Source organism: Pseudomonas sp. H1_G08, from assembly GCF_054681355.1.
In genome coordinates this window covers 446,680-473,401 of sequence record NZ_CP162822.1, presented here as the reverse complement: position 1 = coordinate 473,401, position 26,722 = coordinate 446,680, and the positions used below count along the sequence as shown (strand labels likewise).

Below are 26,722 nucleotides of genomic sequence, written 5' to 3'. Positions count from 1 at the left end.
GTTCACCGATGGCGTATTTCGAGCACGAAGGTTGCAACCTGCACTACGAGGAATATGGCCACGGTGCGCCGTTGCTGCTGGTCCACGGACTCGGCTCGAGCACACTGGACTGGGAAATGCAGATCCCGGCGCTGGCCGCGCACTACCGGGTAATCGTCCCGGACATTCGCGGCCACGGGCGCTCGGACAAACCCCGCGAGCGCTACAGCATTGCCGGGTTCAGCGCCGACCTGCTGGCCTTGATCGAGCACCTGCGCCTCGGCCCGGTGCACTACGTCGGGCTGTCGATGGGCGGGATGATCGGTTTTCAGCTGGCCGTCGATCAGCCGCAGGTGCTCAAGAGCCTGACCATCGTCAACAGCGCGCCACAAGTCAAATTGCGCACCCGCGACGACTACTGGCAGTGGTTCAAACGCTGGAGCCTGATGCGCCTGCTCAGCCTGGAAACCATCGGCAAAGCCCTCGGCAGCAAACTTTTCCCCAAGCCGGAACAGGCCGATCTGCGACGGAAAATGGCCGAACGCTGGGCAAAAAACGACAAACGTGCTTATCTCGCCAGCTTCGATGCGATCGTGGGCTGGGGCGTTCAGGAACGACTTTCCCGGGTGTCCTGTCCAACGCTCGTCATCAGCGCCGACCGTGATTACACACCGGTGGCGTTAAAAGAAACCTATGTAAAACTGCTGCCGGATGCGCGGCTGGTGGTCATTGACGACTCGCGCCATGCCACCCCGCTCGATCAACCCGAACGCTTCAATCACACGCTGCTGGATTTTCTCGCCACAGCCGACCTTCACTCTCAGGATCACTGACCCATGCTGAAAAAACTCGCCCTCGCCGCCAGCTCCGTACTGTTTGCCGCCAACCTGATGGCTGCTACCCCGGCCAAGGCGCCCCACGTGCTGCTGGACACCACCAACGGCCAGATCGAAATCGAACTGGACCCGGTCAAGGCACCGATCAGCACGAAGAACTTCCTTGAATACGTCGACAGCGGTTTCTACAACAACACCATTTTCCACCGCGTGATCCCGGGCTTCATGGCTCAGGGCGGCGGCTTCACCCAGCAGATGCAACAGAAAGAAACCAAGGCGCCGATCAAGAACGAAGCCAGCAATGGCCTGCACAACGTTCGTGGCACCCTGTCGATGGCGCGTACTTCCATTCCTGACTCGGCGACCAGCCAGTTCTTTATCAACGTTGCCGACAACGCATTCCTCGATCCGGGCCGTGACGCCGGTTACGCGGTGTTCGCCAAAGTGGTCAAGGGCATGGATGTCGTGGACATCATCGTCAACTCGCAGACCACCACCAAAAGCGGCATGCAAAACGTGCCTGTCGACCCTGTGATCATCAAGTCGGCCAAGCGCATCGACTGAGTTTCGCCGGGCATATCGAGCGGCGTGGGGCTGAGCCTGCGCCGCTCGCACTGATAAAAGGAGAGCCCGGATTCCGGGCGGTTATCTGATGCTCTATCGCCGTTTCGAACAACTGATCGATATCTTCCGCGACGCCCCGACGGCGTCCCCGCCGGACCGCGTCTGGCCCTTCTATACCTATTACCTGAAGCAGGTCTGGCCGAGCTTCGCCGCCCTGCTCGTGGTTGGCCTGTTCGCCGCGTTGATCGAAGTGGCGCTGTTCAGTTACCTGAGCCGCATCATCGATCTGGCCCAAGGCACGCCCAACCCGAATTTCTTCAGCGACCACGCCCTCGAATTGACCTGGATGCTGGTGGTCGCCCTGGTGTTGCGACCGATTTTCTTCGGCCTGCACGACCTGCTGGTGCATCAGACCCTGAGCCCGGGCATGACCAGCATGATCCGCTGGCAGAACCACAGTTACGTGCTCAAGCAGAGCCTGAATTTCTTCCAGAACGACTTCGCCGGGCGCATCGCCCAGCGCATCATGCAGACCGGCAACTCGCTGCGCGATTCCGCCGTGCAAGCGGTGGACGCGCTGTGGCACGTGGTGATCTATGCGATCAGCTCGCTGGTGCTGTTCGCCGAGGCCGACTGGCGCCTGATGATCCCTTTGCTGACCTGGATCGTCGCCTACATCGGCGCGCTGTATTACTTCGTGCCGCGCGTGAAAGAGCGTTCGGTGGAAGCCTCTGACGCGCGCTCGAAATTGATGGGCCGTATCGTCGACGGCTACACCAACATCGCCACGCTGAAACTGTTCGCTCACACCAACTTCGAACAGCACTACGCCAAGGAAGCGATCGAGGAACAGACCGTCAAAGCGCAGATGGCCGGTCGCGTGGTGACCAGCATGGACGTGGCGATTACCACCATGAACGGCCTGCTGATCGTCGGCACCACCGCGCTGGCATTGTGGCTGTGGACGCAGTCGCTGATCACCGTCGGCGCGATTGCCCTGGCCACCGGCCTGGTGATTCGCATCGTCAACATGTCCGGCTGGATCATGTGGGTGGTCACCGGCATTTTCGAAAACATCGGCATGGTCCAGGACGGTCTGCGCACCATTTCGCAACCGGTCAGCGTCACCGACCGCGAGCAGGCCAAACCGCTGGCCGTGGCCTCGGGCGAAGTGCGTTTCGAGCACGTGGATTTTCACTACGGCAAGAAGAAAGGCATCATCGGCGACCTCAATCTGACGATAAAACCGGGGGAGAAAATCGGCTTGATCGGCCCGTCCGGCGCCGGCAAATCAACCTTGGTCAACCTGTTGCTGCGCCTGTACGACGTCGAGGGCGGGCGCATCCTGATCGATGGGCAGAACATTGCCGAAGTCGGCCAGGAAAGCCTGCGTGCGCGGATCGGCATGATCACTCAGGACACCTCGCTGTTGCACCGCTCGATCCGCGACAACTTGCTTTACGGCAAACCCGACGCCACCGACGCTGAACTGTGGGAGGCGGTGCACAAGGCTCGCGCCGATGAGTTCATTCCACTGCTGTCCGACGCTGAAGGCCGCACCGGTTTCGACGCGCATGTCGGTGAGCGCGGGGTGAAACTGTCGGGTGGTCAGCGCCAGCGCATCGCGATCGCGCGGGTGCTGCTCAAGGACGCGCCGATCCTGATCATGGACGAAGCCACCTCTGCACTGGATTCGGAAGTCGAAGCGGCGATCCAGGAAAGCCTCGAGACCTTGATGCAGGGCAAAACCGTGATCGCCATCGCCCACCGTCTCTCGACCATCGCGCGCATGGATCGCCTCGTGGTGCTGGAAAACGGCAAGATCGCCGAGAGCGGCACCCACGCCGAACTGCTCGCCCATCGCGGCTTGTATGCGCGCTTGTGGGCACACCAGACCGGAGGCTTTGTCGGCATCGACTGATGCCTGGCGGTGCGGTGAAAAAACTGTGGGAGCGAGCCTGCTCGCGAATGCGGTGGATCAGCGACAAATTCGTCAACTGACCCGACGCTTTCGCGAGCAGGCTCGCTCCCACAGGGATCTATGCTTGGCGATAGGGCAAGGCGGTTTTCGCTTCTTCGGCATAGGCGAGGATGCCGGCGCGTTCCTGTTGCAGGAAATCTTTTACCGCTGCCTTCAACCCCGGATGGCGCAGGTAATGCCAGGAATGGGTGATCACCGGTTCGAAGCCGCGAATCAACTTGTGCTCGCCCTGCGCCCCGGCATCGAAACGCTGGATGCCATGGGCAATCGCGTAATCCATGCCCTGATAAAAACACGTCTCGAAATGCAGCCGATCAAACTCGGCCAGGCAGCCCCAATAACGCCCGTAGAAACTGTCACCACCGACCAGGCTGAACGCCATCGCCACCGGCCGTGAGCCCTGTTTGGCCAAGACCACGCGAATCGCTTCGGGCATACGTTCGGCCAGCAGGCTGAAGAACTCCCGCGTCAGATACGGCGCCTGACGCCGCACCGCGTAGGTGTTGGCATAGCAGGCGTAAACAAAATCCCACTGTGCCTCGCCCAGCTCTCGCCCCTCCAACCACTCGAACTCGAAGCCCTGCCCCGCCACCTGCTCGCGTTCCTTGCGCATCTGCTTGCGCTTGCGCGAACTGAGGGCGTCGAGGAAGTCCTGAAAGTCGCGGTAACCACGGTTCTGCCAGTGATATTGACAGCCGATGCGCTGCAGCCAGCCCGGTTGCTCGGCCATCGCCGCATCGGTAAACGGATCGGTGAAATTGATGTGCGCGCTGGACAGTTCTTCGATCTGCAGATAGCCCGGCAGGCTGTTCAGCAGTTCGAAACCGTCCTCGACCTTCGCCGCCAGCAAGCGCGGACCGCTGACCGGGCTGAAGGGCACGGCAGTCAGGAGTTTGGGGTAGTAATCAATGCCGGCACGCGCGCAGGCGTCAGCCCAACCGTGATCGAAGACGTACTCGCCGTAGGAGTGCCACTTGCGATAACTGGGCAGTGCGGCGATCAGTCGATCATCTTCGATGTGCAGTAAATGTTCGGGCTGCCAGCCCGAATGCGGGCCGACACTGCCGCTGTCTTCCAGCGCGCTGAGAAAGGCGTGACGCAGGAACGGCTGGTTGTCCGGCACCAGCGCATCCCAGCTTGCCGGGGCGATTTCTGACAGGTCTTGCAGGCGTTGCAACGGCATTCACTGGCACTCCACAGCTTGGCGACAAAGCCCGGCGAGTATCGCTGATCGCGACCCGGTTGCACACGCTCAATCGGCCGACAGCGCTCTAACTCGATAGTTCACGCCTGATACGCATCGTCATCAACCTGCCATCACTGTGCCACCGCTCTGTCATAAACCATCGCGATACTGGCGCCTGTTTTTAGAGCGCCGGGTTCTAACCCGGACACAGTTTTCCGGCCTTCAGCCGGTTGTGCCCAGGATGGTTCAGCCATCCCCTTCATCTTCGGAGATTGCTATGCGTCTTGCTTCCACGAAAACTGCAGCGGCCCTGTGCGGCGGCTTGTTGCTGGCCATGAGCGTTCCGGCCAGTGCTGCAGTCGACGCCAAACTGCTCGACATGCTCAAGGCCAACGGGTCGATTTCCCAGGCGCAGTACATCGAGCTGCAAACAGAACTGGCCAAGGATCAGAAGGCTCAGCAAATCGCCCAACAGGCGCAGCAGGAAACCAACGAACAAGTGGCGGCGGTCGCGAAGAAGACCAACGAACAGAGCCTGTTCGACCAGAAACTGGCCTGGGCGGCCAAGACTCAGTTCAAGGGCGACGTACGTATCCGCCAGGAAACCATCAAGATCGACGGCGAGCCGAACAACGGCGGCCGCGACAAGGATCGCCAGCGCATCCGTGCGCGTCTGGGCGCCTACACCGAGATCAACCCGCAAGTCGACACCGGTATCCGCATCGCCACTGGCGGCGGTGACGACGCGCGCTCGACCAACCAGGATCAGGACAACTACTTCGACAAGAAGCAGATCTGGCTCGACCTCGGCTACATCGACTATCACCCTGATCAGATCAAGAACCTGCACGTGATCGGCGGCAAGATGCTGCAACCGTGGGTGAGCATGGGCGACGTGATCTGGGACAGCGATATCAACCCGGAAGGTCTGGCCATTACCTACAAGTATCCATTGGGCGGCAGCGCCGAATTGTTCGGCAGCCTGGGTAACTACAACCTCAAGGACAACGTTGACGGCGACGGCGTGCAATTCCGCCACGACCTGCGCCTGACCGCTGGCCAGTTGGGCAGCCGCTTCAACATCACCGACAACCTGAAAATGACCGTCGGCGGCAGCGTCTACGCCTACCAGAACGACGAAGACAGCCGCTGCACCGGCACCTCGACGCCGTGCGCCCTGGCAGTCAACGGCAACTCGGCGAACAACGAATTCCGTCTGTATGAAGGGTTCAGCCAGATCGACATCGGCGGCCTGCCAATGCCGCTGTCGTTCTACGGCCAGTACGTGAAGAACAACGATGCCGTGACCGATCAGGACACCGCATGGTTGCTCGGCGCCAAGTCGAAAGTCTTCGGCTTCAACCTCGACTACAACTATCGCGACGTGCAGCGCAACGCCGTGGTCGGCGCCTTCACCGACTCCGACTTCGCCAACGGCACCACCGGTTCGCGCGGGCACAAGTTCAAGGTCGGTTACGACATCGACAAGAACTTCGCCGTCGGCGCTACGTACTTCCTGACCAAGGCCGACTTCGCCAGCCGCAGCCAGCGCGATGCAGACGCCAACACCCTGCAGCTGGATGCTGAAGCGAAGTTCTAAAACGGTAGCTACAAGCTACAAGCTACAAGCTACAAGCCAAGAGCTGCGAGTGAATGCCTTTACTTGCAGCTTGAGGCTTGAAGCTTGAAGCTGCCTCACTCCGGAGCGGGCGGGACGATCCCCATCATCCGTTCGTTTCACCCGCACCGGGTTATTTCTGCAGGATGCAAAAACCCCTTTAGGAGCTGCCGAAGGCTGCGATCTTTTGATCTTGATACTGAAAACAAGATCAAAAGATCGCAGCCTCGTTTCACTCGACAGCTCCTACAGGGGGTTGTCTTTTCGTCGTTGCTCGGCCAGGCGTTCGGCCAAGGCATCGACGTTCTCGTCCGGTTTGTCCGGCAGCGCCTTCAGGGTTGCCTGCATCACGCGCATCTGCCGCATGAAGCGCCGGCAGTTCGGGCAGAACAACAGGTGATGACGCACCATCAGCGTCTCGCGAAAGCTCAGTTGGCCGTCGAGATAATCGCTGGATCGTGCCACTTGCTCCTTGCAGGTCAACATTCTCCTGTCTCCTCAAAATGTTCCACGGTCGCAAAGACCTTCAAGCGTGCCCGGTGCAGCAGCACGCGGACATTGGAGAGCGAAATCTCCAGAAGATTACAGATCTCTTCCAGCTCCAGGCCCTGGCGTTCGCGCAACAGCAGGACACTGCTCTGCAACTCGGACAGACTCAGCAAGGTGTGCTCGAGGCATTCGCGCAGTTCGTTTTCGGTGAGTAGCGCTTCGGGGGTGTCCTGATGCCAGGCAAATGGCGCGACCAGCCAATGACCGTCGCTCGAGGAAAATCGATCATCACCGATGGTGCCGTGGGGCGATGGCAGGTCGTCGAGCAGGACCTCCCGGCGATTGAGCTTGTAGCGACTCTTGGCCGAATTGGCGGTGATGGTCAGCAACCAGGTCTTGAGGCTGGAGCGGCCTTCGAAGCTGGCCAGATGACGCACCACCGACAGCCAGGCATCCTGCACCACTTCCTCGACATGACGCTGGCCGACAATCGCGTAAGCCACAGCGCGCATGGCGCTCTGATACGTGGTGACCAGTTCCTTGAAAGCCTTTTGCTCCCCCGCCAGCAGGCGCGTGAGCAGTTGGGTGTCGTCAGCCGCCATCCATCAATCCCCTTGTCCGGACTTCGAAAATGAACGCGGCAGGTGTGCACCTGCCGCGACGTCCGAAAAATTACAGCGTTTCAATCGCTTCGGATGTAGGAAAGATCGACGCGATTAAGGGGAAATTAACCTGTTTCAGCGCTTGCGCAGCAACACGCTACCGATCGAATAACCGGCACCGAAGGAGCTGAGCACCGCCAGCGAACCCGAGGCCAGATCATCCTGATATTTATGGAAAGCAATGACAGAACCGGCCGAGCTGGTGTTGGCGTAGCTGTCGAGAATCACCGGGGCTTCTTCTTCGGTAGCTTCGCGGCCGAGCAGCTTGCGCACGATCAAGTGGTTCATACTCAGGTTGGCCTGGTGCAGCCAGAAACGCTTCACGTCGCCAACGTTGAGCTGGTTCTCTTCCAGGTGCTCGCCAATCAGCTCGGCGACCATCGGGCAGACATCCTTGAACACCTTGCGGCCTTCCTGCACGAACAGCTTGTCGCGGGCACCGATGCCCTCTTCCGCCGCGCGGTTGAGGAAGCCGAAGTTATTGCGGATGTTGTTGGAGAACTTGGTCAGCAATTTGGTGCTGACCACGTCGAACTGGTACGCGGAGGTCGCCAGATCCGCGCGTTCGATGATCACCGCAGTCGCGGCATCGCCGAAGATGAAATGGCTGTCGCGATCACGGAAGTTCAGGTGCCCGGTGCAGACCTCCGGGTTGACCATCAGGATCGCCCGCGCCTGGCCCAGTTGCACGCTGTTGGCGGCGGCCTGGATGCCGAAGGTGGCGGAAGAACACGCCACGTTCATGTCGAAACCAAAACCTTCGATGCCCAACGCTTCCTGGACTTCGATGGCGATGGCCGGGTAAGCGCGTTGCAGGTTGGAGCAGGCGACGATCACGCCGTCGATGTCGGCTGCGGTTTTGCCGGCTCGCTGCAAGGCTTGCTCGGCTGCGCCAACGGCCATCTGGCAGAGCACCGACCATTCGTCGTTGGAGCGCTCGGGCAAGCGCGGGGCCATGCGTTGCGGATCGAGGATGCCGTCCTTGTCCATGACAAAGCGGCTCTTGATGCCAGAGGCTTTTTCGATGAACGCAGCGCTGGATTCTGTCAGGGCCTGGACTTCACCGCTGGCAATGGCCTCGGCGTTATCGGCGTTGAACTGGGCGACGTAGGTATTGAAAGACTGCACCAGCTCTTCGTTGGAGATGCTGTTGGCCGGTGTGTACAGGCCGGTGCCGCTGATGACGACGTTATGCATGGTCGTTTCTCTAATCTGTTCAGGCAGAAAGTGCTGGAACCGTCGTACCAACACGCAAAGGGTCTATTCCCATCCGGGGGACGCAAACCTGGCATCGTTTTATTCCGCAGCGCGACACGGCCGAAGGCTCTGGGTCGCGAAACGGCGGGTTATGGTGGCGAAGTTTGCCATAAACCCGAGGTTTTGGCGCCGTTCTCAAGCACAACTGCCATTCACCATATGAACTCAACTCTGTGGCGAGGGGATTTATCCCCGTTCGACTGCGAAGCAGTCGCCAACCCACCACGCTCGGTATAGCTGATGAACCGAGGTTGCAGTTTTTGGGGCGGCTTCGCCACCCAACGGGGATAAATCCCCTCGCCACAAAGCCCGCTTTCACAGGGGGATTGTGTATGGCTGCAGGTCAGGGCTCGACCTGACTCCACTGTTTGCTCAGGCGCTTGTCGGAGATCGGCACTTTCGTCCCCAACTGCTGAGCAAACAACGACACGCGGTATTCCTCCAGCCACCAGCGGTACAACTCCAGCTGCGGATCACGCTTGCCTTCCTGCGCATGCTTGGCCGCGCGGGTCTGGTATTGCGCCCACAGGCCAGCGAGTTCGCCACTCCAGACGCGATCCTTCTGCACCTGTGCGCCGAGTTTCTCGAAACGCTGCTCGACCGCTTTCAGGTAACGCGGCAACTCCTTGAGCCACTGCATCGGCGTCTCGCGGACGAAGCCTGGATAAACCAGATTGCCGATCTGCTGCTTGATGTCGTTCAACGCCACCGCTTGCGCCAGATCGATCTTGCCCTTGAAGCGTTTTTGCAGACCGTGCCAGATCTTGAGGATTTCCAGCGTCAGCCGCGCGACGCGCTCGGCGTGCTCGGTCCAGTTGCCGCGTTTGCGTTCGGCCAATGCCGCCAATCCGGCGCCATCGCGGGGCAACGGGTCTTCACCTTCGAGAATGCAGCTGTCGAGGCTGGCCAGCAGAATGTCTTCGACCAGCGCATCGACGCGGCCCAGTTCGCGATACAGCAGGCCCAGTTCAGTCTGCCCCGGCAACTTGCCCCGGAGGAATTTCGCCGGCTCGGCCAGTTGCTGCATCAACAAACGCTGCAAGGCCCGACGATGCTGGAACTCGGCTTCGGCCGGGGTCGAGAAGCGCCCTTCCTTGACCGCGCCGCCCTCTTCCACCAGCGCCGGGTACACCGTCATCGACAGCCCGGCGATCTTCTGCTGGGTCTTTTCTGCTACCGGCGCGAAGACTTTCGCCTCGACCGGCTGCTGACTTTTCGCACTCTGCGGCACCGCCAGCGCGGCCTGGCTGGCTTCGGCGAAGCGTGCGGTCAGCTCAGCCAGATCGCGGCCTTCGCCAAGGAACTTGCCCTCGCCGTCGACAATTTCCAGGTTCATGCGCAGGTGGCTTTCAACCTGCTGCGCCGCTTCCGCCCACGCTTCATCGCTGACCCGCGCGCCGGTCATGCGCAGCAGCTCGCGACCGAGCGCTTGCGGCAGCGAACCTTCGGCGAAAGTCATGCGCTGCAACGCGGCCTTGATGAAGTCCGGCACCGGCACGAAGTTCTTGCGCAGGGCTTTCGGCAGGTTGCGCACCAGGGCAATGCACTTGGCCTCGATCAGGCCCGGTACCAGCCATTCCAGACGCTCCGGCGGCAACATCGGCAGCAACGGCGCCGGCACGCGCAAGGTCACGCCGTCGCGCGGGTGATTGGGTTCGAAATGGTAGGTCAGCGCCAGTTCCAGATCGCCGATGTGCAGGGTGTCCGGGTAATCACGGGCGGTGACTTCACTGGCCTCGCGGGCCAGCACGTCTTCTTCGCGCATGATCAGCAGCTGCGGGTCTTTCTGGCTGTTGACCTTGTACCAACTGTCGAAGGTCGCGGTCTGGTGGATCTCCGCCGGCAGACGTGCATCGTAGAAGGCGTACAAGGTTTCTTCGTCGGCGAGAATGTCGCGACGGCGAGCCTTGGCTTCCAGTTCGTCGAGCTGTTCGAGCAGTTTCTGATTGGCGCTCAGGCACTTGGCCCGCGACTGAATCTCGCCGCGCACCAGGCCTTCGCGGATAAACAGCTCACGCGACACCACCGGATCGACCGGGCCGTAATGCACCGGGCGGCGACCGACCACGATCAGGCCGAACAGGGTGATCTGCTCATAGGCTACGACCTGACCGCGCTTCTTCTCCCAATGCGGCTCGAAGTGATTCTTCTTGATCAGGTGCCCGGCCAGCGGCTCGATCCAGTCGGCATCGATCTTGGCGACCATGCGCGCGTAGAGTTTGGTGGTTTCGACCAGCTCAGCAGTCATCAGCCACTGCGGACGCTTCTTGCCGATGCCCGACGACGGATGAATCCAGAAGCGCCGTTGCCGCGCGCCGAGGTAATCGCCGTCTTCGGTTTTCTGGCCGATCTGGCTGAGCAAGCCGACCAGCACCGCTTTGTGCAGCTTCGGATAATCCGCCGGCTCTTTGTTCAGGCTCAGCTGCATGTCGCGGCAGATCAGGCTCAACTGACGGTGAGAATCACGCCACTCGCGCAAGCGCAGGTAATTGAGGAAATTCTTCCGGCACCAGTTACGCAGCGGATTGGCGGTCAGCGCTTGGCGCTGCTCTTCAAAACCACGCCACAGATTGACCAGCCCGGCGAAGTCCGAATCCGGGTCCTTCCATTGTGCATGGGCCTGATCCGCCGCTTGCTGACGCTCCGGTGGACGCTCGCGCGGGTCCTGAATCGACATGGCGCTGGCGACGATCAGCACTTCCTGCAAGCTGCCGAGCCTGGCCGCTTCCAGGAGCATGCGGCCCATGCGCGGGTCGACCGGCAAGCGCGCCAATTGTCGACCGAGTGGCGTCAGCTGGCTGTTGCGATCCACCGCCGACAGTTCTTGCAGCAGGTTGAAACCGTCGCTGATCGCCTTGCCGTCCGGGGGTTCGATAAACGGGAACGCGGTGATTTCGCCGAGGCGCAGATGGAGCATCTGCAAAATTACGGCGGCGAGGTTGGTGCGCAGAATTTCCGGATCGGTAAATTCCGGGCGGCCGAGGAAATCCTCTTCGCTGTACAAACGCACGCAGATACCCGGCTCAACCCGCCCGCAACGACCTTTACGCTGATTGGCGCTGGCCTGGGAAATCGCTTCGATCGGCAAGCGCTGCACCTTGGCCCGATAGCTGTAGCGACTGATGCGCGCGGTGCCGCTGTCGATCACATAGCGAATGCCCGGTACGGTCAACGAGGTTTCGGCGACGTTGGTCGCCAGCACTACACGACGGCCCGGGTGCGACTGGAAGATGCGCTGCTGTTCAGCCGGCGACAGGCGCGCGTACAGCGGCAGGATTTCAGTGTGCTTGAGCTGGGCCTTGCGCAGCATGTCGGCAGCATCGCGAATCTCGCGCTCGCCGGGCAAAAACACCAGCACGTCACCGGGACTGCGCCGTTCGCTGCGCTCGTAGGCGGCGATTTCGTCGAGGGTGGCAAGAATCGCCTGATCGACGGTCAGGTCATCCTCGACCCGGTTGCCCTCTTCGTCCTGCTCCAGCGTCAGCGGCCGATACCAGGTTTCCACCGGGAAAGTACGCCCCGACACTTCGACGATCGGCGCGTCATCGAAGTGCTTGGAGAAGCGCTCCAGATCGATGGTCGCCGACGTGATGATGACCTTCAGGTCGGGACGGCGTGGCAGCAGGGTTTTCAGGTAACCGAGGAGGAAATCGATGTTGAGGCTGCGTTCGTGGGCTTCGTCGACGATGATCGTGTCGTAGCGTTCGAGGTAGCGGTCGTTCTGGGTTTCCGCCAGCAGAATGCCGTCGGTCATCAGCTTGATCAGGGTGTTGGCATCGCTTTGATCTTCGAAACGCACCTGATAGCCGACCAGCGCTCCGAGTGGCGTGCCGAGTTCTTCGGCGACACGGCTGGCGACGCTGCGCGCGGCAATCCGACGCGGCTGGGTATGGCCGATCAGACCGTGCTGGCCGCGACCGATTTCCAGGCAGATTTTCGGCAACTGGGTGGTTTTACCCGAACCGGTTTCGCCAGCGATGATCAGCACCTGATGTTGCTCCAGGGCCTTTTTGATTTCGTCGCGCTTGGCCGCGATCGGCAAACTGTCGTCGTAACGAATCACCGGCAGGCTCGCGCGACGCGCCAGTACCTGATCACAGGACGCCTGCATGCGCGTCACCCACTGGGCCAGTTTGGCCTCGTCGGGTTTCTTGCGCAGTTCAAGCAACTGCCGCCGCAGCCGGTGACGGTCGGCGAGCATGGCGTGATCGAGGTTTTTCAGCAGTTTGTCGATGGAGGGCGATTCGTCGGTCATCGGGTAGGCAATTCGGTCGTCTATTTATGCAGGGGCGGATTGTCGCAGATTTGGGGGGGTTGTGGCGTGTCAGGGGGATTGCGACCCTCACCCTAGCCCTCTCCCAAAGGGAGAGGGGACCGATTGGGGGATGCTTCAAAGGTACATCGACCTGAAAGAGCTTTGCCGAATCCATAATCGCCGAGCTCTTTCAGGTCGGCGTTTGACCCAAGACACCTCGGTCAGCTCCCTCTCCCTCTGGGAGAGGGCTGGGGTGAGGGGCTTTTAAAAGAGCTACTCGTTGTCGAGGCCCTTGCGCCGGTATGGGAAGACGTCGATGACCTTCCCCGCCCGAATCGCCTCCTGCAAGCCCTTCCAGTAATCGGCGTTGTACAACTCGCCATGCAACTGATCGAACAGCTTGCGCTGTCCGGCATCGGCAAACAGGAACGGCGGAAACTCTTCGGGAAAAACGTCCAGCGGGCCGATGGAGTACCACGGCTCAGAGGCCATTTCATCCTCCGGCGTGCGCGGCGCCGGGATGTGGCGGAAGTTGGCTTCGGTCAGGAAGCAGATTTCGTCGTAGTCGTAGAACACCACCCGGCCGTGTCGAGTGACGCCGAAGTTCTTCAGCAGCATATCCCCGGGAAAAATATTCGCCGCCGCCAGCTGCTTGATCGCCAGGCCGTAATCCTCAAGCGCTTCACGTACCTGGGCGTCGTTGGCATTTTCCAGATACAGGTTGAGCGGCGTCATCCGGCGTTCGGTCCAGCAGTGGCGGATCAGCACGGTTTCGCCTTCGACCGAAACCGTGGACGGCGCCACCTCGAGCAGTTCTTCGAGGCACGCCGGATCGAACTTGCTCAGCGGAAAACGAAAATCAGCAAACTCCTGGGTATCGGCCATACGCCCAACCCGATCGACGCTTTTCACCAGTCGATATTTTTCGATCACCGTGGCGCGGTCGACGTTCTTCGACGGTGAGAAACGGTCCTTGATGATTTTGAACACGGTGTTGAAACCCGGCAAAGTGAACACGCTCATGACCATGCCGCGCACGCCCGGGGCCATGATGAACTGGTCGTCAGTGTTGGCCAGGTGATTGATCAGCGCGCGGTAAAACTCCGACTTGCCGTGCTTGTAGAAGCCGATCGAGGTGTACAGCTCGGCGATGTGCTTGCCCGGCAGGATGCGCCGCAGAAATCCGATGAACTCCGCCGGCACCGGGACATCGACCATGAAATACGAACGGGTAAAAGAAAAGATGATCGACACATCGGCTTCGTCGGTGATCAATGCATCGATCTGAATGCCCCGGCCTTCGCGGTGCAACAGCGGAATCACCAGCGGCCATTGCTCGTCGCGGGTGTAGATGCGTCCGACCAGATACGCGCCCTTGTTGCGGTAGAGCACCGAGGAAAACAGCTCGACACTCAGTTCCGGGTCCTTGCACACCCAGTCCGGCAGGTTCTCGCGCAATTGCGCTTCGAGCCGCAGCAAGTCGCCGGGCAAATCAGCGTAATCCTCGCTGAAGCGGTAATCGGCGAAGATGCTGGCGAGCATCCCGGACAACTGGCCCTGCGGCTTGTACGTACGGGTTTGCGCGGCGCGGGCACGGCGCAGGCTAGGACGCGTGGTGTGGATGAACATGCAGCCGTCGCTGATCAGGTCGTGGCTGAACAGCCCGCAGAAAATCGAGTTGTACCAGGTTTCGGACAGCTCATCGTCGAAGCGCAGGTCGATGACACTGATATAGGCGCTTTTCACCAGCGGCCAGCAGTTGACGTTCATCAGGGTCTCTTCGTCGAAATACTCGCGCAGGCGAGCGACGGTTTCGCCGACCTTTTCCTCATACAGACTGATCCGCGCCGCCGACGCGGCCTGCGCCTCCTGCCAGCGCGCCTGTTCGAAGCGCTCCCGCGCGCCATCGGTGATGCGGCGGAAATGCTCGCGGTAATCGTCGAAGCCGGCGAGGATCATCCGGGCGATCTCGGTGGCTGGCCATTGCTGCGACATAAATGAAACCTCGGCGGGAATTCGGTTGGTCTGAGCTTAGTCACGGAAACGCCCGCAGGAAAAGCGCAATTTCTGCCAAAACCGATACGGGGCTGACCGTTGACGGGGTTTCTCGCGCAGGTAAATCCCGGGGCAGAATTAAAAGCCCGAATAGCGGTTGCCATGATCCGGACGCTCGGCAACACTCTCGTCCCGATCAAGCAAGGAGCCCGCCGTGAGCCCTGTCGATATTTTCCGCATGTTGTCGCTGGCCGCTATCTGGGGCGCGAGTTTTCTGTTCATGCGCATTATTGCCCCGGTGATCGGCACGATCCCGACCGCGTTCTTTCGCGTGTCGATCGCGGCTGCCGGGCTGCTGGTGATCCTTGGGCTGATGCGCATCAGTTGGGACTTCAAGGGCAAGCTGAAAACCGTGATGCTGCTTGGCGTGATCAACTCGGGGATTCCGGCGACGCTGTATTCGGTTGCCGCCCAGGTATTGCCGGCCGGCTATTCGGCGATCTTCAATGCAACCACGCCGCTGATGGGCGTGTTGATTGGCGGTTTGTTCTTCAGCGAGAAACTGACGATCGCCAAGCTGGGCGGTGTGTTCCTCGGCCTGTTCGGCGTCGGCGTGCTGACACGCGCCGGTCCCGTGGCCTTCGACCTGCAACTGCTGATGGGCGCGGTCGCGTGCCTGCTGGCGACCACTTGTTATGGCTTTGCCGGTTTCCTCGCGCGGCGCTGGCTGGATCAGGCCGGTGGGCTGGACAGCCGTTTGTCGGCATTGGGCAGCATGCTCGGGGCGACGTTGTTTTTGCTGCCGCTGTTCGCCTACAGCGTGATCACTGCGCCGCCGGTCAGTTGGGGTGGCTGGCATGTCTGGCTGTCGCTGCTCGGCCTGGGCCTGGGTTGCACGGCGTTTGCCTACATCATCTATTTCCGCCTGCTCAGCTCGATCGGCCCGGTAAAATCGATGACCGTGACCTTCATGATCCCGCCGTTCGGCGTGTTGTGGGGGGCGTTGTTGCTGGATGAGCCGTTGTCGATGGCGCACATTTATGGCGGGGTGCTGATTGCGGCGGCGTTGTGGCTGGTGTTGAAGCCGGCGGTGGTGAGGCCTGCAAAGGTGTCAGTCCGTTAGATTTTCTGCCGCAGATATTCGCGAGCAGGCTCGCTCCCACAGAAAAATACATTCCAATGTGGGAGCGAGCCTGCTCGCGAAAGGCGGCGCAACAAGCGCCACCTGCCTATCGGCTATCCGGTTTTACGGAACACAAACACCAACCCGACAATAATCAGCAGCATTCCCAACACGCTCAACGCCGCCAGACGATTACCGAAAATCAGGTAATCCATCACTGCCGTCACCGCCGGCACCAGATAGAACAGGCTGGTGACATTCACCAGATTGCCCCGCGCGATCAGTCGATACAGCAACAGCGTCGCCAGCACCGACACCACCAGGCCCATCCATAACACCGGGACAATAAAGCCTGCGCTGTGCTCGAAGTGAAACGGCTGGAACGGTACGAACACCGCGCACAGCAACAGGCCGGCCAGGTACTGCACTGGCAGCGTACCGAGCGGATTGTCGGTGATGCGTTTTTGCATGATCGAGCCGAGCGTCATGCTCGCCAGCGCCAGCAAACCGAACAACATGCCGGCCCAGGACATTCCGGCCAGACCGATGCCCTGATAAACCACCATGACCAGCCCGGCCAGGCCCAGCGCCAGGCCGAACAGGCGGCTCGCCGAACGCTGGCGCTCCATCAGCACCACGGTGAGAATCGGCTGAACGCCCATCAGAGTGGCCATCACCCCCGGCGTGACTTTGCAGTCCAGCGCCAGCAGATAAAAGATCTGATAGGCGCCCAACAGCACCACGCCGGTGGCGATCGCAAACAGCATCGGTTTGCCGCCCTTGGGCAACTTGAGTTTGAGCAGCGGCGCCAGCAACACCAGCCCGCACAGGGCGATGGCGAAGCGAATCAGCAGAAAGGCAAAGGGCGAAGCATGGGCCAGGCCCCATTTGGAGAAAATCGCCCCGCTGCTCCACAGCAGAACGAACAGGCTCGTGGACGTCGCCGCGAGCGCGGATTGTTTCGAAAGGACAAACATGAATACCACCTGTAGTCAGGCAAGAAGCCAACTCAGCCGAAGCTGAAATTCAGTAGGTTTTTCTGGCGGGCGCGGGGTTCAGCAGAAACTGCCGATCAGCCCCGAACACCAACGCCCGGCGGCGAAACGACTGCGCACACCGGCGTGCTACTGACAGGTGGAGGGTAATGACTGATCTGCACAGGCTGCCGATTCCCGCACGGCACGACGCCAGCGTTGACCGCTGAATCGACTACCGCGTTGATGAGGGATGCAGGCATGGATGCTGATCTTTATTGAGGAAATGAAGGCGTGAGCATAGCGCTCAAGCGGGCTGACTATAACCAGCCCGGGACACAGATTGCAATGACTTGGGCAATGGGCCGGTAGCGACAGTGCGGCGCCGGGTGGTTAGGGTTATTGGCGTGGCAACGGATTGTCAGGAGACATGGAATGCAAGAGATCATATGCCAAGGAAACGGACGTATTTGCGGTATCAGGTTTATCGGTCGGAGGCGAGGAAGCGGGCGGCAGTTACATTTGCGAAGCTACACAGCGAACTCGAGGCGCGCGCAATTGTTGACGTTGATTATTCCAAGGTTCGCTTCGAGGCTATTGATGCGTCCGCCATGAAAGCTTATGAGCAATGGCTCGATCCGCATTTCTGCTGGGAGGAAATTGTCCGATGGAAAGCCAAAGAACCAATGAGCTTCGATCTGGCAATCTGGTTTGATCGTGAACTGTGCGGACTTTGTTTCGCCAATCCGAACCAAAGCCGACTGAGAGTCAAAATTGTGCGTCTTGAGGGGCACCCAAACGAACACCCGCTCAAGGGCCGCATAGCGACCTTCGCCCTGACTGCCGTCACTCATTTCGCACGTATCATCGGCAGCCAGCAAATCGAAATTCAGGAGCCTCTTTCGGGAGCTATACCTCTATACCGTCAACTGGGTTTCGAATTCGACTCTGAGGGCCGTCTTGTGAAGCGTATTGACCAAGTCTAGTATCTGAGCACCTGCTCATTTAGTGATCAACGTGGGAGATCCCATGAAAGCTGTCGTTGAAAAGAAAGCATCAAACTTCAAATCCAGAAAGATGGAGAAAAAGCAGCCATCTGTTGAATTATCTGAAACCGAGATGCATCGCATCAGGAATGCACTGGTCAATCCAGCCGTTGAAGAGCCAAGCGGCGCATTAGCCGGGTCGTCCTTTTCCTTCCGCTAATGAAAAACCGCTCCCAAAGAGCGGTTTTCTATTGTCTGATCCAGCCTCAGCCAAACAACCAGTACCCCAGCATCGTCAGCACCAGCACCGCCAGCACCGGGCGCATTACCCTGTAGGCCTTGGGATGGCGGCGCTTCCACTGCTTGACCACGCCGCTGAAACGGTCGCTGAAGTTCTTGCTCCAGGCATAAGCCTGGTTGATGCCGCCAACGCGTTCGTCATCAAGATTCTGCGGCGCGGTGGCGCGGCCGAGCCAGCCGCTGATGAAGCGGTTGATCCGGGTCATCAAGCGGTTGCTCAGCGGACGTTCGATGTCACAGAACAGAATCACTCGAGTCTGAGCGGTTTCATTCTTGACCCAGTGCACGTAGGTCTCGTCGAACATCACGTCATCGCCGTCGCGCCAGGCATAGACCTGACCGTCGACGAAGATCCGGCAATCATCGGAGTTGGGCGTCGACAAACCGAGGTGATAGCGCAGCGAGCCGGCGAACGGATCGCGGTGCGGGTTGAGGTGACTGCCGCCCGGCAGCAGCGCAAACATCGCGCCCTTGACGTTGGGAATGGCGCTGACCAGCGCCACGGTTTTCGGGCACAGGGCTTCGGCCGATGGCAACGGTTTGTCGTACCACTTCAGATAGAAACGCTTCCAGCCTTTCTTGAAAAACGAACCGAAACCGGCATCGTTATTCTTTTCGGCAGCGCGAATGTAGCCTTCGTCGAACAGGTGCATGGCTTCGTCGCGGATGGTTTCCCAGTTGTCGCGCAGAACATCCAGTTCCGGAAACTTGCTGCGATCCAGATACGGTCTGGATGGCACTGCGGAAAACAGGTACATCAACGCGTTGTAGGGCGCGAACAGCGCGGAGTGGTTGACGAACTGGCGCAATACCGGCAAACGCGCCTTGCCGCGCAAATGCACATAGAGCGTGCTGCCCAGAAACAGCAACAGCACAAACGCCTTGGCGGCAAACGAAACGGTCATCAACAACTCCTTGAATAAAGACAACGCTGCGCAATGCCCTTTACCCGGCATGGCAGCCGGCCATGATAAACACTACCGGCCTGCGGAAAAACCCGCCTGACGCAAGATTCAGTGTTAAGCATTACGCAACAAAGCCTTTATTAACATGCAGCACCTGAACCTCGGCTGACCCGAATCAACAGGCTTACTGCTGGTTCTCCTGCTCGGTAAACAGGTCACTGAACAGCATGCTCGACAGGTAACGCTCACCCGAATCCGGCAGCACCACGACGATGGTTTTACCCTGCATCTCTGGTTTCTCCGCCAGACGCACCGCCACCGCCATGGCAGCACCGCAGGAAATTCCGCACAAAATCCCCTCTTCCTGCATCAGGCGCAAAGCCATGGCCTTGGATTCTTCATCGGTCACCTGCTCGACGCGATCGACCATCGACAGATCAAGATTCTTCGGCACAAAACCGGCGCCAATGCCCTGTATCTTGTGCGGGCTCGGCTTGATTTCGGCACCGGCCAGAGCCTGGGTGATGACGGGCGAAGATGCCGGCTCGACAGCCACGGACAGAATCGGTTTACCGGCGGTGTTCTTGATATACCGCGAGACACCGGTAATGGTTCCGCCGGTGCCGACGCCTGCCACCAGCACATCCACGGCGCCGTCGGTGTCGTTCCAGATTTCCGGGCCGGTGGTCTTTTCGTGAATCGCCGGGTTGGCCGGGTTATCGAATTGCGCCGGCATGAAATATTTATCGGTATCGCTGGCGACGATTTCCGCGGCTTTCTCGATGGCGCCTTTCATGCCCTTGGCCGGCTCGGTCAACACCAGTTCCGCGCCCAAGGCTTTAAGAACCTTGCGGCGCTCGATGCTCATCGATGCCGGCATGGTCAGCATCAACTTGTAGCCCCGCGCAGCGGCAACGAAGGCCAGACCGATACCGGTGTTACCGGAAGTCGGCTCGACAATGGTCATGCCCGGCTTGAGTCTGCCGCTGCCTTCGGCGTCCCAGATCATGTTGGCGCCGATTCGGCATTTGACCGAGTAACCGGGATTGCGCCCCTCGATCTTGGCCAGAATCGTAACCCCGCGCGGCGCGATGCGGTTGATCTGGACCAGCGGCGTATTACCGATGGAGTGGGCGTTGTCAGCGTAAATACGGCTCATGGCTGGGTCCTTATGCAGCGTTGAATTCAGCCTTCCAAGGTAAGCCCGTTGCCGATCACAGTCCAGTCGGGTCGAACGTCTGCAAACGCGCGGAGTCAATCGCATTGAATCGTCAAGCCACACTCTTGAAGGAACAATGGCATGAAACGTCGTTACAGCTGGCCGCTCTGGACCCTGGCGGGTGTCGTGGTGCTGCTGGTCGCCCTGCATTTCGCCCTGCCCTATCTGGTACGCGACTACCTCAATGACAAGCTCGCGGACATGGGCGATTACCGTGGCCAGATCACCGACGTCGACCTCGCGCTGTGGCGTGGTGCGTACAAAATCAACGGCCTGAAAATCGTCAAGGTCGACGGCAAGGTCCCGGTGCCGTTCGTCGATGCGCCGTTGATCGACCTGTCGGTGAGCTGGCATTCGCTGTGGTACGACCATGCCGTGGTCGCGCAGGTGCAATTCCTCAATCCCGAAATCAACTTCGTCGACGGTGGCCCCAACAAGCAGAACTCGCAAACCGGTCAGGGCACCGACTGGCGTGAACAATTGGGCAAGCTGCTGCCGATCACCCTCGATGAAGTGCAGATCAACGACGGCCGTATCACCTTCCGCAACTTCAATTCCAAGCCGCCGGTGAACATGAATGCCAGCAACGTCAACGCCAGCATCTACAACCTGACCAATGTGGTCGACAAGGAAGGCAAACGCGACGCCCGCTTTGAAGGCAAGGCCTTGCTGCTGGGCCACGCGCCATTGGAAACCACCGCCACCTTCGATCCGCTGAGCAACTTCGAAGACTTTGAATTCCGTCTGCGCGCTCGCGACATCGAGCTCAAACGCATGAACGACTTCGCCGCCGCCTACGGCAAGTTCGACTTCAACGCCGGCCACGGCGACGTGGTTATCGAAGCGAAAGCGGAGAAAGCCCGACTCACCGGCTACATCAAACCCCTGCTGCGCGACGTCGACGTTTTCAACTGGCAGCAGGACGTCGAGAACAAGAACAAAGGCCTGTTCCGCTCAATCTGGGAAGCGCTGGTCGGCGGCACCGAGACCGTGCTGAAAAACCAGAACAAAAACCAGTTCGCCACTCGCGTCGAACTCAGCGGCAATGTTCACCAGCAGAACGTCAACGCCTTCGAAGCGTTTTTGCAGATTTTGCGCAATGGCTTCATCCAGGCATTCAATGCGCGATATGAGCGGCCGAAGCCGGATGAGGGTTAATTTTTGCGGTTGACGACATATCGACCTGTGTCTTCGGCCGCTATCGATGAACGCTGTTGCAGCGAATCCCAGCCCAGACAGGCCAACGCCAAAGAACGTGGCACTGCTTCACGCCCATTGCTGTAACGGCTGATGCTGCGAGCGCTCACACCGAGCGCTTCGGCCGCATCATTGAGAGAAAGTCCGGTACGGGCGCGCCAATCGATAAAAATGCGCGTGTTCTCATCCTGGGCATTTTGCGCTAGCGCATCCATATACAAGGTGTCTGCACCGATCTGTACGTCGGGTTCAACCCATTCAACGATCCAACCCTCGTCCCCGACTACGGCAGTCGCAAAGACTTCGCGATCAAGCAGTGGCCGCAGACCTGGATAAGTATGAATATCCATCCCCAAATCAACTGTCAGTTCCTGACCATTGATAAATGTCAGCGCCAACCTGAAATCCGACAGGACGTGCGCAGATCGCAGACGCGGCCGTTTCATGGGTAACATCGATTTTCTGCCCTTTTTACTAACCGAGTAAGAAAGGCTATCGCCAAATCGGCGATACCGAAATACTGGCCATCCGCCGAGACTGAGTCAACATGTGACGCTCCATTCAGAGACTGAATAAGCCGTCTGCGTTCACAGTCGACCGGCGTGCGCGTTATAGTCGGGCATCCGATTATTCGCCCCGCCCTGCCCGCAAGGTCAGCGTTACCGTTCGAGGATTTGCAGATGAAGTTCGAAGGCACCCAGGCCTACGTCGCCACCGATGACCTGAAGCTGGCGGTCAACGCCGCCATCACCCTGGAACGGCCGCTGCTGGTCAAGGGTGAGCCGGGCACCGGCAAGACCATGCTCGCCGAGCAACTGGCCGAGTCGTTCGGGGCCAAGCTGATCACCTGGCACATCAAGTCCACCACCAAGGCCCATCAGGGTCTGTACGAGTACGACGCGGTCAGCCGTTTGCGCGACTCGCAGCTGGGCAATGAAAAAGTCCATGACGTGCGCAATTACCTGAAGAAGGGCAAGCTCTGGGAAGCCTTTGAGTCCGAGGAGCGGGTGATTCTGCTGATCGACGAAATCGACAAGGCCGACATCGAGTTCCCCAACGACCTGTTGCAAGAACTCGACAAGATGGAGTTCTACGTTTACGAAATCGACGAGACCATCAAGGCCAAGAAGCGCCCGATCATCATCATTACTTCCAACAACGAGAAAGAGCTGCCGGACGCCTTCCTGCGCCGCTGCTTCTTCCACTACATCGCTTTCCCCGACCGCACTACCCTGCAGAAAATCGTCGACGTGCACTACCCGGACATCAAAAAGGACCTGGTCAGCGAAGCGCTCGACGTGTTCTTCGACGTGCGCAAGGTACCGGGCCTGAAGAAAAAGCCTTCGACGTCCGAGCTGGTCGACTGGCTGAAACTGCTGATGGCCGACAACATCGGCGAAGCGGTGCTGCGCGAGCGCGATCCGACCAAAGCCATTCCGCCGCTGGCAGGCGCACTGGTGAAAAACGAACAGGACGTGCAACTGCTTGAGCGCCTGGCGTTCATGAGCCGGCGCGGCACCCGCTAAGAGGCTGCTGCCATGTTGCTCAACCTGTTCAACGAAATGCGTGCAGCCAAGGTGCCGGTGTCGGTACGCGAGCTGCTCGACCTGATCAACGCGCTGAAACAGCGCGTGACCTTCGCCGACATGGACGAGTTCTACTACTTGTCGCGGGCGATTCTGGTGAAGGACGAGCGCCATTTCGACAAGTTCGACCGCGCGTTCGGTGCCTACTTCAATGGCCTGGAGAAACTCGACGATCACTTGCAGGCGCTGATTCCCGAAGACTGGCTGCGCAAGGAATTCGAGCGTTCGCTGAGCGACGAAGAACGCGCGCAGATCCAGTCCCTTGGCGGGCTGGACAAGCTCATCGAGGAATTCAAGAAGCGTCTGGAAGAACAGAAGGAACGTCACGCCGGCGGCAACAAATGGATCGGCACCGGCGGCACCAGCCCGTTCGGTTCCGGCGGTTTCAACCCGGAAGGCATCCGCGTTGGCGATGCCGGCAAGCGTCAGGGCAAAGCGGTCAAGGTCTGGGATCAGCGCGAGTACAAGAACCTCGACGATTCGGTGGAACTGGGCACGCGCAACATCAAGGTCGCCCTGCGTCGTCTGCGCAAGTTCGCCCGTCAGGGTGCGGCGGAAGAACTCGACATCGACGGCACCATCGACCACACCGCCAAGGATGCCGGCCTGCTGAACATCCAGATGCGCCCGGAACGGCGCAACACGGTGAAGCTGCTGCTGTTGTTCGACATCGGCGGCTCGATGGACGCGCACGTAAAGATCTGCGAGGAATTGTTCTCGGCCTGCAAGACCGAGTTCAAGCATCTTGAGTATTTCTACTTCCACAACTTCATTTATGAATCAGTGTGGAAGAACAACATGCGCCGCACTTCCGAACGCACCTCGACCCAGGATCTGCTGCATAAATACGGCGCCGACTACAAAGTGATCTTCATCGGTGACGCCGCCATGGCGCCTTACGAAATCACCCAGGCCGGTGGCAGCGTCGAGCACTGGAACGAAGAGCCGGGTTACGTGTGGATGCAGCGCTTCATGGAGAAATACAAGAAGCTCATCTGGATCAACCCGTATCCGAAAGATACCTGGGGCTATACCTCGTCGACCAACATCGTCCGCGATCTGATCGAGGATCAGATGTATCCGCTGACGCTGCGCGGGCTTGAAGAAGGGATGCGGTTTCTTTCCAAATAATCGTTAACTCGACGAACGCCTTCGCGAGCAGGCTCGCTCCCACATTGGAATGCTTTTACCTGTGGGAGCGAGCCTGCTCGCGAAGCTTTTAGCGATCTTTAAAGCGCTGCAAATACTCGACATGCTCGCGGTGCGCGACGTCCTGCACTACCGGCCTCAATTTCACCTTCGCTCCCGGCAGGCATTGCGCCAATCGCGCCAACGCCAGCGGCGTCAACGCGCCCAGGCGCGGATAGCCGCCAATGGTCTGGCGATCATTGAGCAACACGATCGGTTGGCCATCGGGCGGCACCTGCACCGCGCCCAACGGAATCCCCTCGGAGATCATCGGCGCGCCCTGATATTGCAACGCCGAGCCGAGCAGGCGGATGCCCATGCGGTCGGCGCGACTGTCGATGGTCCAGGCGCTGTTGAAGACATCGAACAGGCTCTGCCCGCTGAACTGGCCGATCTGTGCGCCGAGCACCAAGTCCAAAGGCGCGTGCGTTTTGAAATCCGGCCGCAGCGCCGAAGGCATTTCCCGTACTGCCAACGCTTCGCCGCTGTAACCGAGCACCGCCCCTATGGCGAGCGGAAGGCCGATGCCATCAAGCCCGCCCAATTCTTCGCGCACCACCGTGGCACTGCTGCCCAGCACCTTAGGCGCAGTAAACCCACCGAGGGCCGCCAGATAAGCTCTAGCGCCAAGCAACGGCTGGGTAAATCGCAATGTCTGGCCTTTCGCCAATTTGAAACTGCGCCACGGCGCCAGCGGCTGGCCGTCGATCTGCGCGCCGAGATCCGCTCCCGCCAGCGCCAGCAGGCAATCCTCTTCAGCCACAACAGCAAACCCGCCGAGGGTGATTTCAACCACTGCTGCATCCAGCTCATTGCCGAGCAGCCAATTGGCCCAGCTCATCGAACACCAATCCGCCGCGCCGCCCTGGGTCACGCCCAGATGCCGCACGCCAAACCGCCCGGCATCCTGCAACAGGCACAGAGGTGTGCTGGCTTCGATCGTCAATCGACTCATGCCCACGCCTCCAGTGGGGTGTCATCGCCGCCCAAGCGTATGAATTCGGCGTGATCGACGGCTTCGAAGCGCACCGTGTCGCCCGGTTGCATCAGGCTGTAGCCGTCGCGATGGCGATCAAACAGTTGCGCCGGGGTGCGCCCGATCAGGTTCCAGCCACCGGGCGAGACCACCGGATAGGCAGCGGTCTGCCGCTCGGCGATACCGACGCTGCCGGCGGCGACTTTCTTGCGCGGCGTGCTCAAGCGCGGCGCGGCGAGCATCTCTTCGACCAGGCCCATGAAGGCAAAACCCGGCGCAAAGCCAAGGGCGAACACTTGATATTCCCGTGCGCTGTGGCGACGAATCACCTCCTCCACCGCGAAGCCGCTGCGTTCGGCCAACAGGCTCAGTTCCGGGCCGACACTCAAGTCGTACCAGACCGGCAAGACGTGGCGCTGCCCGGCACGGCGCGCATTCGGCGACAGATCGACCAGCGCTTCGGCGATCAAGTCACGCGCCTGAGCAGGACTCAACAGCGTCAGGTCGTAATGCACCATCAACGTCGTGTAGGACGGCACCAGATCGATCAGCCGGGCGCCAAACACCGTGCGCAAACGCTCGCTGGCGGCGAGCAGCCACGGCATGTTGGCTTCGGCGATTTCATCGAACAGACGCAGCATCAGGCAGTCGAGCGCCACCACTTCAATCCGTGGGTTCATGACGCACTCGACTGCTGCAAGGCCTGGCGAATGCGCTGCACGGCGGCCACGGAACTGGCGTTGTCGCCGTGGACGCACAAGGTATTGGCGCGCAGGTTCAAAGCGCTGCCATCGCTGGCGGTGAGCGCGCCGCCATTGGCGATGGTCAGCGCTTGCTCGACGATTTTTTCGGCATCGTGATGCACGGCGCCCGGCAATTGCCGGGAGACCAGCCGGCCGGCGCTGTCGTAGGCACGGTCGGCGAATGCTTCAAACCACAGCGTTACGCCGTATTCATCGCCAATTTGCTGCCCCGCAGCGTTGTCTCGGGTCGCCATCAACATCAGCGGCAGATTGCGATCATAAGCGGCCACGGCCTGCACCACCGCGCGCAACTGCGCAGGGTTGGCCATCATGTCGTTGTACATCGCGCCGTGGGGTTTGACGTATCTCACGCGCCCGCCCTGCGCCTTGCAGATGCCGTCGAGGGCACCGATCTGGTAATGCAGGATGTCTTGCAGCTCTTGCGCGGAATAGGCCATGGAACGTCGGCCGAATCCGACCAGATCCTGATAGGCCGGGTGCGCGCCAATCTGCACGCCGTGCTTGAGCGCCAGCGCCACGGTTTTGCGCATGATGCTCGGGTCGCCAGCATGGAAACCACAGGCAACGTTGGCGCAATCGATGAAGGGCATGACTTCGGCGTCCAGACCCATGGTCCAGCTGCCGAAGCTCTCGCCAATGTCGCAATTCAATAGCAGGCGGCTCACGGTGAACACTCCTGTAG

At 59.9% G+C, this 26,722-nt stretch carries 23 protein-coding genes; 10 read left to right on the top strand and 13 right to left on the bottom strand.

The window, feature by feature from the left end; translation table 11 throughout:
• Positions 1-8: 8 nt before the first annotated feature.
• The 3 genes from AB4N85_RS02205 (at position 9) to AB4N85_RS02195 (ending at position 3,300) form a co-directional block, all read left to right on the top strand.
• Positions 9-812, top strand: coding sequence for an alpha/beta fold hydrolase (locus tag AB4N85_RS02205; protein ID WP_252885531.1), 804 nt, complete (start codon positions 9-11; stop codon positions 810-812).
• Between the two features lie 3 nt (positions 813-815).
• Complete coding sequence (locus tag AB4N85_RS02200) at positions 816-1,379, top strand: peptidylprolyl isomerase (RefSeq protein WP_252887470.1); 564 nt, start codon at positions 816-818, stop codon at positions 1,377-1,379.
• An 88-nt stretch (positions 1,380-1,467) separates the two neighbouring features.
• The gene (locus AB4N85_RS02195) at positions 1,468-3,300 is read left to right on the top strand and encodes an ABC transporter ATP-binding protein (RefSeq protein ID WP_252887469.1); all 1,833 of its coding nucleotides are present in this window, start codon (positions 1,468-1,470) and stop codon (positions 3,298-3,300) included.
• Positions 3,301-3,418: 118 nt separating this feature from the next.
• On the opposite strand, the gene AB4N85_RS02190 is transcribed toward AB4N85_RS02195, so the two are convergent.
• Complete coding sequence (locus tag AB4N85_RS02190; protein ID WP_252887468.1) at positions 3,419-4,543, bottom strand: GNAT family N-acetyltransferase; 1,125 nt, start codon at positions 4,541-4,543, stop codon at positions 3,419-3,421.
• 280 nt (positions 4,544-4,823) lie between these two features.
• On the opposite strand from AB4N85_RS02190, the gene AB4N85_RS02185 reads away from it, so the two are divergent.
• Positions 4,824-6,146, top strand: a complete 1,323-nt coding sequence (locus tag AB4N85_RS02185) for a putative porin (protein WP_252887467.1) — start codon at positions 4,824-4,826, stop codon at positions 6,144-6,146.
• 264 nt (positions 6,147-6,410) lie between these two features.
• Here the strand turns inward: AB4N85_RS02185 and AB4N85_RS02180 are convergent, their stop codons facing one another.
• The 5 genes from AB4N85_RS02180 to aceK form a co-directional block, all read right to left on the bottom strand.
• Positions 6,411-6,650, bottom strand: a complete 240-nt coding sequence (locus tag AB4N85_RS02180; protein WP_056783624.1) for an anti-sigma factor family protein — start codon at positions 6,648-6,650, stop codon at positions 6,411-6,413.
• Complete coding sequence (locus AB4N85_RS02175) at positions 6,644-7,255, bottom strand: RNA polymerase sigma factor (protein ID WP_041478829.1); 612 nt, start codon at positions 7,253-7,255, stop codon at positions 6,644-6,646. The genes AB4N85_RS02180 and AB4N85_RS02175 overlap by 7 nt, the downstream gene beginning before the upstream one ends.
• Before the next feature lie 135 nt (positions 7,256-7,390).
• Positions 7,391-8,512 (bottom strand): beta-ketoacyl-ACP synthase III, encoded by a 1,122-nt coding sequence (locus AB4N85_RS02170; protein WP_056783622.1) that lies wholly within the window; start codon positions 8,510-8,512, stop codon positions 7,391-7,393.
• A 403-nt stretch (positions 8,513-8,915) separates the two neighbouring features.
• A complete protein-coding gene (gene hrpA, locus AB4N85_RS02165; protein ID WP_150636562.1) occupies positions 8,916-12,827 on the bottom strand; it encodes an ATP-dependent RNA helicase HrpA in 3,912 nt (1,303 codons plus the stop codon).
• 273 nt (positions 12,828-13,100) lie between these two features.
• Entirely contained in the window at positions 13,101-14,822 is a 1,722-nt protein-coding gene (gene aceK, locus AB4N85_RS02160) for a bifunctional isocitrate dehydrogenase kinase/phosphatase (RefSeq protein WP_305382410.1), read from the bottom strand.
• 214 nt (positions 14,823-15,036) lie between these two features.
• Here aceK and AB4N85_RS02155 point away from each other — a divergent pair, with 214 nt between their 5' ends.
• On the top strand, positions 15,037-15,945 hold the full coding sequence (locus AB4N85_RS02155; RefSeq protein ID WP_460066789.1) for a DMT family transporter: 909 nt from the start codon (positions 15,037-15,039) through the stop codon (positions 15,943-15,945).
• Between the two features lie 113 nt (positions 15,946-16,058).
• On the opposite strand, the gene AB4N85_RS02150 is transcribed toward AB4N85_RS02155, so the two are convergent.
• Positions 16,059-16,922: a DMT family transporter gene (locus AB4N85_RS02150; RefSeq protein WP_460066787.1), complete on the bottom strand. Its 864-nt coding sequence runs from the start codon at positions 16,920-16,922 to the stop codon at positions 16,059-16,061.
• 446 nt (positions 16,923-17,368) lie between these two features.
• Between AB4N85_RS02150 and AB4N85_RS02145 the strand changes: the two genes are divergently transcribed.
• Entirely contained in the window at positions 17,369-17,905 is a 537-nt protein-coding gene (locus AB4N85_RS02145; protein WP_056783608.1) for a hypothetical protein, read from the top strand.
• Between the two features lie 43 nt (positions 17,906-17,948).
• A complete protein-coding gene (locus tag AB4N85_RS02140; RefSeq protein ID WP_191622380.1) occupies positions 17,949-18,125 on the top strand; it encodes a hypothetical protein in 177 nt (58 codons plus the stop codon).
• A 46-nt stretch (positions 18,126-18,171) separates the two neighbouring features.
• On the opposite strand, the gene AB4N85_RS02135 is transcribed toward AB4N85_RS02140, so the two are convergent.
• Both AB4N85_RS02135 and cysK read right to left on the bottom strand, forming a co-directional pair.
• Positions 18,172-19,110, bottom strand: coding sequence for an aspartyl/asparaginyl beta-hydroxylase domain-containing protein (locus AB4N85_RS02135; protein ID WP_252868967.1), 939 nt, complete (start codon positions 19,108-19,110; stop codon positions 18,172-18,174).
• Between the two features lie 184 nt (positions 19,111-19,294).
• Positions 19,295-20,269, bottom strand: coding sequence for a cysteine synthase A (cysK, locus tag AB4N85_RS02130; RefSeq protein ID WP_095180659.1), 975 nt, complete (start codon positions 20,267-20,269; stop codon positions 19,295-19,297).
• Between the two features lie 141 nt (positions 20,270-20,410).
• Between cysK and AB4N85_RS02125 the strand changes: the two genes are divergently transcribed.
• Positions 20,411-21,487, top strand: a complete 1,077-nt coding sequence (locus AB4N85_RS02125; RefSeq protein ID WP_056783605.1) for a DUF748 domain-containing protein — start codon at positions 20,411-20,413, stop codon at positions 21,485-21,487.
• On the opposite strand, the gene AB4N85_RS02120 is transcribed toward AB4N85_RS02125, so the two are convergent.
• Positions 21,484-21,981: a helix-turn-helix domain-containing protein gene (locus AB4N85_RS02120; protein WP_056783602.1), complete on the bottom strand. Its 498-nt coding sequence runs from the start codon at positions 21,979-21,981 to the stop codon at positions 21,484-21,486. The two genes, AB4N85_RS02125 and AB4N85_RS02120, sit on opposite strands and share 4 nt — an antisense overlap.
• A 225-nt stretch (positions 21,982-22,206) precedes the next feature.
• Between AB4N85_RS02120 and AB4N85_RS02115 the strand changes: the two genes are divergently transcribed.
• Positions 22,207-23,052, top strand: coding sequence for an AAA family ATPase (locus AB4N85_RS02115; protein ID WP_007911294.1), 846 nt, complete (start codon positions 22,207-22,209; stop codon positions 23,050-23,052).
• A gap of 12 nt (positions 23,053-23,064) precedes the next feature.
• A complete protein-coding gene (locus AB4N85_RS02110) occupies positions 23,065-24,243 on the top strand; it encodes a vWA domain-containing protein (protein ID WP_016771218.1) in 1,179 nt (392 codons plus the stop codon).
• 88 nt (positions 24,244-24,331) lie between these two features.
• Here the strand turns inward: AB4N85_RS02110 and AB4N85_RS02105 are convergent, their stop codons facing one another.
• From AB4N85_RS02105 to AB4N85_RS02095, 3 genes are read right to left on the bottom strand one after another with little or no spacing between them, the layout of a single operon-like run.
• On the bottom strand, positions 24,332-25,255 hold the full coding sequence (locus tag AB4N85_RS02105; protein ID WP_460066780.1) for a 5-oxoprolinase subunit C family protein: 924 nt from the start codon (positions 25,253-25,255) through the stop codon (positions 24,332-24,334).
• Positions 25,252-25,956, bottom strand: coding sequence for a 5-oxoprolinase subunit PxpB (gene pxpB / locus AB4N85_RS02100; protein WP_460066778.1), 705 nt, complete (start codon positions 25,954-25,956; stop codon positions 25,252-25,254). The genes AB4N85_RS02105 and pxpB overlap by 4 nt, the downstream gene beginning before the upstream one ends.
• Positions 25,953-26,705, bottom strand: coding sequence for a 5-oxoprolinase subunit PxpA (locus AB4N85_RS02095; RefSeq protein WP_460066776.1), 753 nt, complete (start codon positions 26,703-26,705; stop codon positions 25,953-25,955). Before AB4N85_RS02095 ends, pxpB begins: the two co-directional genes overlap by 4 nt.
• Between the last annotated feature and the right edge of the window lie 17 nt (positions 26,706-26,722).